The following is an 8,135-nucleotide window of genomic DNA, read 5'->3' on the forward strand; positions in this document are numbered from 1 at the left end:
GACCCCATCTTTTTTTACCATAAATCGGTCTAACCTGCTTCAGCTAGGGGTTTTGACGGGGTTGTCACCCCGTCAGAAAAGTTATCCTCGGCGAGAGGGTAAATCAAACACCACTTCAAATCGGATGTTGGGCACTCCTTGCCGAAACAACTGAATATGTCCCTCCGCATCCGATCGGCTGTGATAGCGACCGACGATCGCCCATTGCAAGCTGGACGGACGAGGTGGCACAATAGGGGAAACTTCCAACAGATTGCAAGGCATGAGCGACAGCGAGCGGATTTCAGTTGTTTTGCCAACACAGGCTAAAAAGGATCTCGAAAAGTTGTGCGATCTCGAAAAGCGATTGATCTCCAACTGTGTCTACCTTCTGATTCAAGAGGCGATCGATCGAGCAAAAGCATTCGGCAAACTCAAATCAATAGATGATTGAAATTACAATCAATCAAATTCAACAAGAATTAATTAGCCAAGAAGATGCAAAAAACTGGTTTTTAAGCTTCCCAACCGAGTACCAGCAGGAAATATTGCAGCGGCTATCATACATGACCCTCCAAGCAGGGGCGCGAGAAGAAGATGTTTCCCTCGCTATTGCCAAATCAAAACTTCCCCCAACTTACACCCCTTGTGTGTTGCTGAGTAGAGGGCGATTAAAAGAACAAATGGCAAAGCTTTTGAAACTGCCGCCCTCAGAATCTATCAAAACCTTTTTCCTGTTAATGAGTTTATTGGCAATTGCCGATGCGCGCAGGTACTGCAAATATTGTCAAGATGGCTGCAGCCACTGGTGGCATCGCGATTTGAGCGATCGCAAAGTTGTAGATGAAATTCAGCGCGAGTTTCTACAAAGCATTCTTGTTTAAGTTGTAGTAAGCTGTGATGCGAGCAGGCGATCGCTACTCACGCAGCAGCCATATTCTGGGCTTCCACAGGGACGGGCAAGAGGCCCATCCCCCAAGAAAACTGATTCTTTGTGGAACAGACATCTTGCCTGTTCGAGGTGATTGCAAACAACTACAAAAAAACAGACTCTTTGTGGAACAGGCATCTTGCCTGTTCCTAACAAAAGGCCACACAGATTACGAATCCCGATCGAGCTTCAGCACAGCCATAAAAGCCTCCTGCGGCACATCCACAGTACCCACAGACTTCATCCGCTTCTTACCCTTCGCCTGCTTTTGCAGCAACTTCTTCTTCCGCGAAATATCACCGCCGTAACACTTCGCCAACACATCCTTCCGCAAAGCGGGAATGTGCTCAGAAGCAATCACCTTCGCACCAATTGTTGCTTGAATCGGCACCTTAAATTGATGGCGGGGAATCAACTCCTTGAGTTTTTCCGTCAACCCGCGGCCCACATTGTAAGCCTTATCCCGGTGTACGATCATCGCCAAAGCATCAACCGGATCGCCATTAATTAAAATGTCCATTTTCACCAACGGATTTTCGCGGTAGCCAATTATGTGATACTCCATGCTCGCATAACCGCGCGATCGCGATTTCATCTGATCGAAAAAGTCAGTCACCACCTCCGCCAAAGGCAACTCGTAAACCAGCGTAGTTCGGCCTTGACTGAGATACTTCATATCCATAAAAATGCCCCGCCGACTTTGAGACAGTTCCATCAGCGCGCCCACATAAGTTTCCGGCGACAGCATTTCTACCCGCACATAAGGTTCCTCAATTTTCTCGCGATACTGAGGCTCTGGCAAGTGGCTGGGATTGTCAATTGTTAACACTTCCCCTTTAATTGTTGTGATTTGATAAACCACCGAAGGAGCCGTAACAATCAAATCCAAATTGTATTCTCTCTCCAGTCTTTCTTGCACAATTTCCATGTGCAGCAAACCCAAGAAACCGCAGCGAAAACCAAATCCCATCGCACTCGAAGTTTCCGGTTCGTAAGAAAGGGCCGCATCGTTGAGTTTGAGTTTTTCTAAAGCTTCCCGCAAATCTGGAAATTGGTCAGCATCGATCGGGAACAAGCCGCAAAAAACCATCGGTTTTGCTTCTGTATAACCCGGCCAAGGCTCCGGTGCAGGCTTTTTGACCAAAGTAATCGTATCGCCGACGCGAGCATCAGCTACGGCTTTAATTGCCGCAGCCAGATAACCAACTTCCCCGGCGTGCAGTTCGTCTACTTGAACTTGAGTCGGTGAAAGGATGCCCAATTCATCGATGACATATTCCTTACCCGAAATCATCAACAAAACTCGATCGCCCTTTTTGACACTTCCGTCCATCACCCGGAAATACACAATTACCCCGCGATAAGGGTCGTAATAACTATCAAAAATTAGCGCCCGCAGCGGTTTGTCCACAGTATCCTGCGGCGCTGGCACCAATTCGACGATCGACTCCAAAATCTCATCTATACCAATTCCTTCCTTAGCCGAAGCCTCAATCGCCCCGCTACAGTCCAGACCGATAATTTCTTCAATTTCCCCTTTTACCCGTTCCGGTTCTGCTCCCGGCAGGTCAATTTTATTTAAAACTGGAATAATTTCCAAATTATTTCCCAAGGCAAGGTAGACATTTGCCAAGGTTTGTGCTTCCACGCCTTGAGATGCGTCAACCACCAGCAGCGCCCCTTCGCAAGCAGCGAGCGATCGCGACACCTCGTAAGAAAAGTCCACGTGTCCGGGAGTGTCGATCAGGTTGAGCACGTACTCCTGACCGTCCTTGGCAGTGTAATTCATCCGAGCCGCTTGCAGCTTAATCGTAATGCCGCGTTCGCGTTCGAGATCCATATTGTCTAAAAACTGCTCCTTCATCTCCCGTGCCTGCACAGTCCCAGTCGCCTGCAACAGGCGATCGGCCAAGGTCGATTTTCCGTGGTCGATGTGAGCAATAATCGAAAAATTACGAATGCGAGATACAGGGACGTTAGTCATGTTTTTTATCGAAGAGCTAATCGGCAAAGGATACTTTTTGTTGTATGATTACACAAGCAAGAGTAGAGTGCTTACTTCAACCTCTTACTGGGGATTGAGATGAAACCACAACAGAGACAAACCTCAAGAGTATCAGTTATTACCATTCAAGTGTCCGGGTTCGGTCGGACACCCAAAAGGAAAAAACTTTTCTCTGTCTCATTGTACAGAAAGCTGTTAAGCGGTTGAGGAAAGGTGGGGTGCAAATCAGGGACTGCAAATATCTAGTCCAGTCGGTTGTCATGAAAAGAATTGAAACTTAAGAATTAAAACTAGGATTTTTTAACTATGAGCCAGCCAAGTATACCCTCCCACAGTTCGTCAGAAAAAGTGGAACTATCTATCCATATAGATTCGGAACTGCTAGACCAAATTAAGCACTTGACGAATGACCCCAGCAAAGTCATTGAAACAGCAATCAAGCAGTGGCTCAGAGGCGAGCGCCGCGAAGACGAGCTGGCTCTGAGTTTACGCCGCAACCCCCCAGTCCCGCCGCGTGGTGAATGGAACGACTGAGCTGCTCTCGCCCCAGACGGCGCGCGCAAATCAGCAGGCTGTGAAATTTAGAGCGCGCGGACTATCTCCTGCAGATTTCGTGACGAAACCTACAGGTTGTGGGCGAGTTAACTCGGCTAACTGACAACCTCGGAACTATTCAAGGTGACAGAAAAAATGCCTGAGCCAGTCCCAGAGTTGAGCTGTTGGCAGCCTCAGATTTTGGCGTAATTTTCAAACTAGATAGTTAATCGGTGCAGATTCCTAATTCCTCAATCTAAATTTTTATTTCTTAATTACCCAAAACGGCTGAGAACGAATAGTGTTGAGTTTTGAGTTGAGTTCAGAATTAAATAATTAATATTTTATGAGTTCATTAATCACTCAAAAGTCAATAGTAGAAGCATAAAATTTTTGCAAAGTGTGAGTGTTGAGCGATTAATGTTTTAATTAAAAAGCCAAGAACTTTTTGGATTAATAACTCACCAATTAACAGTAGAAGCCCCAAACACTGGGGAGTATTGAGTTCTTTATTAAAAACTCAATACTCCCAAATCAGAACTACTTTCATCCCCTACTCTGATGGACTCTAACACAGATTTCCGGCGATCGAGCCTCGCCTCTACAGCCTTTTTTCAAGAGTTAGGGGCAGAATTAGTATTTACCCAAGACGGCTCTGGTAAATATCTATCTTTTTATTGGCAAAAAGCCGAACAGTACAACCTTACAGCAGAACAAATTGTCGATCGCCCCCTCAGCGAAACCCTGCAACCCATCCCCCCTGCGCCTTACCTCGATATCCTGCAGCGGGCGCTCGAAACCCTCGTACCGCAACGGTTCAGCTATCCATTTTGCCACGCCGGACAATATTTCCTCTTCGATTTGACACTTACTCCGGCGATCGACTCAAACGGCAAAGCTGCAAAAGTCTTAGTTATGGGAAGGCTGCTGTCTGACAAACCCACAGACAGACGGCCCGACTCCCCAGAATTTATGCTTTATCCAGCTTTGCCATCCCCATCGGACGCCCGCCCACCAATGTCGCTTCCAGCGAGCCACATCCCCGGTCGAGTTCTCCCTTCCTACTCGGAAATCGACCGCAAAATCATCTCCCAAATTGCTCAAAACCTGCACAAAACCCTCGATTTAGAAACAATTTGGCAGCAAACTGTTAACAGCTTGGGTCAAGTTTTGAACGCGAGTCGCTGCATCATCTGTTCATACAAACAAGACAGCGAAAATCTCGAAACTTCTCCCTTCCTTGCCTCGGAAAATCAGCAGAATTCGACCGCAGCAGCAGCCGAATTACAACAGTCAATAGCTAAGGACTCCTCGCCCCCGCTTTCCCCAGCTCAAATCGAAAATCTCCAATCGAAAACTTTTAAAGTAGTAGCTGAATACCGCCAAGAACCTTACTCTTCTATGCTGGGATTAGAACTGCGCGCAGCCGAACAGCCAGGGTGGATTCAAACTTTAGCCACCTTAAAACCAGTAGCAGTCGATTACGCCTCCCCCGCCGCAGATCCCTTCCACCGCCATTCCGTGCTCGTAGCAGCTACCTTTTATGAAGACCAACCCAATGCACTGATATGTTTGCACCGCTGCGGCAGTTCCCCAAAATGGAGTCATGTCGAACTCGAATTCGCCCGCGAGTTAGTCGCTCAAGTCGGCAGTGCGATCGCCCACGCTACACTTTACCAAGAATTAGAACAGGCCCGCGCCGAAGCCGTAGCTCTTTCCCAACTTAAAAGTCAATTTCTTGCCAATACTTCTCACGAACTCCGCACCCCCCTCAACGGCATCCTCGGCTTCCTAAAACTGCTTGTGGACGGCATGGCAGATGACCCCGAAGAAGCGCACCAATTTATCGAAGAAGCTTACCGATCGGCATTACATTTGTTCAATGTCATTAACGATATTTTGGATATCGCTAAAATCGAAGCTGGCAAAATGGAGTTAGACCTCGCTCCCGTAAAACTCGGCGAACTTTTGCAACAAGTTGAGAATTTTACACGGGTTCAAGTCGAGCAAAAGCGATTGCAATTTCAAATCCAAAAACCTTCTGTTGAGGACGAGATTATTGTGTACGGCAACTACCAACGCCTGCTTCAAGTAATCTTGAACCTCACGGGCAATGCGATTAAATTTACTGGGGAAGGGGGAATTCGCATCAGTGCTGAGGTTATTAAGAAAAAGGTGACAGTTCACAACCAGCAGTTCCCCGGAATGGTGAAAATTCGAGTCGCTGATACTGGCATTGGGGTTTCTCTCGACAAGCAAGATAAATTATTTGAGTCGTTTTTTCAGGTGGATGGCGCTCGTACCAGACAATACGGCGGCACCGGTTTGGGATTGGCTATTTCTCAAAAACTGGTAGAAGCAATGGGAGGTACAGTAAATTTTTACAGTATGGGGGAAGGACTCGGAGCTACGGTTACTTTTACTGTACCCCTTTACCAAGAACCACTATTTAAAAATTAATCATCGGTAATAAATTATCAATAATTTCTCCTCCGCACGTTGAAGGAATCAGGAAGCCTAAATCAGGAATCAGCAAAAAGTAAGAAGCAAGAAAAAATCAGGAAGCAGCAAAAAACAGCTCTAGCAGTTCTCAAATTTCGTGAGGCACTCGAAAGCTTTATTAGCAATTAAAAAACTGTACCTTACTCACTTAAAAATGGCTATATTCCTGTATTTGTGAGTTTTTTTGCCTTAATAAAAGTCATCTATAATTGGTAATTATCCTACAAACACAGTTCGATCGCCCACCAGCGTATAAATTTTGACTTTTATCCGTCGCCAAGCTCCCTCCTTGGGAGTTTTGGACTCCTATCGATCGCCCGCGCCACTTCCGATCCCCACCCAGAATTGGCATAAATCAAATCCGGGGGATACGGATAACAGCTCATCTTTAATCTATCGGCTGGTAGCTCACACCTCCTAGTAAACCCCCACAGCCCGCCAACTTTACAAGAACTTAATGCCTGCTTTTAGGACTGATTCAGCTTCCGAATCCCCTACTGTAAAGGATTGTTAAGAAAACTGTTGCATAAAGGACGCTCTCCGTTCTATGTGCCGATCGTAAAGATCTTGTAAAGACAGCCCAACTACTTAGTAATTTTTGAAAGCGTGTGGCAATATTTAAGTAGAATTACGTAATTTATAAGTGGGACAGCCGCAGGCTGGCAAATTGAGTAAATTCCTGCTCTGTTGCCGGAGTGGTAAACTTTTGCCAGTCTAGTAGAAAAAGGGTTGCTATGAATCAGCAAATATCAGCTCAATCGCAAAAGCTTTTACTCCAAATTGGCAGAAGTATTCGTCGAACCTTGGATATCCATACCATCTGGCAGCAAACAGTTAACACTCTGGGAGAAACACTAGGCGTCAGCCGCTGCATCATTTGTCCCTATGAAAGTTCTAACCTGCAAGTCAAAGTAGCTGCTGAATACTGCCAAGAACCATTTTTACCCATGCTGGGAATGGAAATCTCGCTCACAGCAGCACCTCATTTCCTTCAAGCTCTAGCCACCCTCGAACCAGTGGTAGTAGAGTCCTTTGCAGCCAATGACCCTTTTGGACCCCAGTCGCTGCTAGTGGTGGCTACCGCTTACCAAGAGCAACCTAACGGCATAATTAGCTTGCATCAGTGCAAAGGTCGATCGTCGGGGAAGGGTAAGACCGATCGACCTTGGACTCAATGCCAAATCGAATTTGCACAAGAACTCGCCGAGCAAGTAGGAAGTGCGATCGCCCTCGCCACTCTCTACCAAGAGCGCAGCAAGCGAGTACAAGGACTATCCCAGCTCAAAAAGCAATTTTTGTTGAAGGCGTCCCACGAGCTCCGCACTCCCCTAAATCACATCATCGGCTATCTACAACTAACCATAGACGACCAAGCTGACGATCCCATAGAGGAGAGAGATTTTATCGAAGAAGCTCACCGTTCGGCTATCCACCTTTCTGAGGTAATTTCCAATATCTTAGATTACATTGAGTTAAGTGAAGCTTGCCAAACTCACGCAGAGTTAGCCACTTTCAGGACTCAGGAAAAATCGGGGCATCAGTAAACCTTCTAGTGGCGTATTTAACAAGTCTAATATTTACCGTGCCAACAAGTTTTACCCTGGAAAAAGCTGATACTTTATCGATAGATTCCCTAAAGAAATTCGGTAGCTGGTTCATCAATTATTTTTAGGGCATTACTGTTTTACACAGTACAGCATAGCAACTACTACACGTAGTAAGTAGTTAGACAAAATTAATTACATATTTATCACCAAATTCTCTGAGGATTTTTTCCACAGATGCAGTAAAAATTTCCCAACTAGAGTAAGCATCTATATCAATCCATTCATACTTAATAAACCGCCACAAAATTTCTATCAAATTTAACTCGGGTGAATAGGTAGGTAGTTCAAATATGGTAATCCCACGTTCTTTCCATTCTTCTATTTTATCAAGAATGTAACCACTGGTATGAATTGATGCTCGATCTACAACAATCACCGTGGGCTTATTGACTATAGGAAAGAAAGCGTCAATACAAGCAACAATCACATCCGAATTAATACTTTGAAGTGAAACATAAGCTTCAAGATTATTTTTTCTATTCATGATACCCAACACATTAATTCGACGACTACGACGACTTTTTATTTTCAAGTATTTTCCCCGCTCTTGCCATCCATAGGGAACGCAAGGGATGAG

General features: G+C 45.6%; 8 protein-coding genes. 5 read left to right on the forward strand and 3 right to left on the reverse strand.

What is annotated here, in order from left to right; all coding sequences use genetic code 11:
• Positions 1-81: 81 nt before the first annotated feature.
• Positions 82-264 carry a hypothetical protein gene (locus tag QUA53_RS28015; RefSeq protein ID WP_333101035.1) on the reverse strand — a complete coding sequence of 61 codons (183 nt, stop codon included), beginning with the start codon at positions 262-264 and terminating at the stop codon, positions 82-84.
• Here QUA53_RS28015 and QUA53_RS28020 point away from each other — a divergent pair.
• Positions 263-433, forward strand: a complete 171-nt coding sequence (locus QUA53_RS28020; protein ID WP_333101037.1) for a ribbon-helix-helix domain-containing protein — start codon at positions 263-265, stop codon at positions 431-433. The genes QUA53_RS28015 and QUA53_RS28020 overlap by 2 nt on opposite strands.
• Positions 426-863 (forward strand): DUF5958 family protein, encoded by a 438-nt coding sequence (locus tag QUA53_RS28025; protein ID WP_333101038.1) that lies wholly within the window; start codon positions 426-428, stop codon positions 861-863. The genes QUA53_RS28020 and QUA53_RS28025 overlap by 8 nt, the downstream gene beginning before the upstream one ends.
• 216 nt (positions 864-1,079) lie before the next feature.
• Here QUA53_RS28025 and lepA read toward each other — a convergent pair whose 3' ends face one another.
• Positions 1,080-2,894 (reverse strand): translation elongation factor 4, encoded by a 1,815-nt coding sequence (gene lepA / locus QUA53_RS28030; protein ID WP_333101039.1) that lies wholly within the window; start codon positions 2,892-2,894, stop codon positions 1,080-1,082.
• 327 nt (positions 2,895-3,221) lie between these two features.
• Here lepA and QUA53_RS28035 point away from each other — a divergent pair, with 327 nt between their 5' ends.
• The 3 genes from QUA53_RS28035 (at position 3,222) to QUA53_RS28045 (ending at position 7,495) form a co-directional block, all read left to right on the forward strand.
• Entirely contained in the window at positions 3,222-3,449 is a 228-nt protein-coding gene (locus QUA53_RS28035) for a type II toxin-antitoxin system CcdA family antitoxin (protein WP_333069950.1), read from the forward strand.
• 561 nt (positions 3,450-4,010) lie between these two features.
• Entirely contained in the window at positions 4,011-5,909 is a 1,899-nt protein-coding gene (locus QUA53_RS28040) for an ATP-binding protein (RefSeq protein ID WP_333101040.1), read from the forward strand.
• A 776-nt stretch (positions 5,910-6,685) separates the two neighbouring features.
• Positions 6,686-7,495, forward strand: coding sequence for a GAF domain-containing protein (locus QUA53_RS28045; protein WP_333101041.1), 810 nt, complete (start codon positions 6,686-6,688; stop codon positions 7,493-7,495).
• A 181-nt stretch (positions 7,496-7,676) separates the two neighbouring features.
• Here the strand turns inward: QUA53_RS28045 and QUA53_RS28050 are convergent.
• On the reverse strand, positions 7,677-8,135 hold a 459-nt coding region (locus QUA53_RS28050; RefSeq protein ID WP_333249257.1), incomplete at its 5' end, for a transposase.

The organism is Microcoleus sp. Pol12B3, assembly GCF_036701355.1.
Taxonomy (GTDB): domain Bacteria; phylum Cyanobacteriota; class Cyanobacteriia; order Cyanobacteriales; family Microcoleaceae; genus Microcoleus.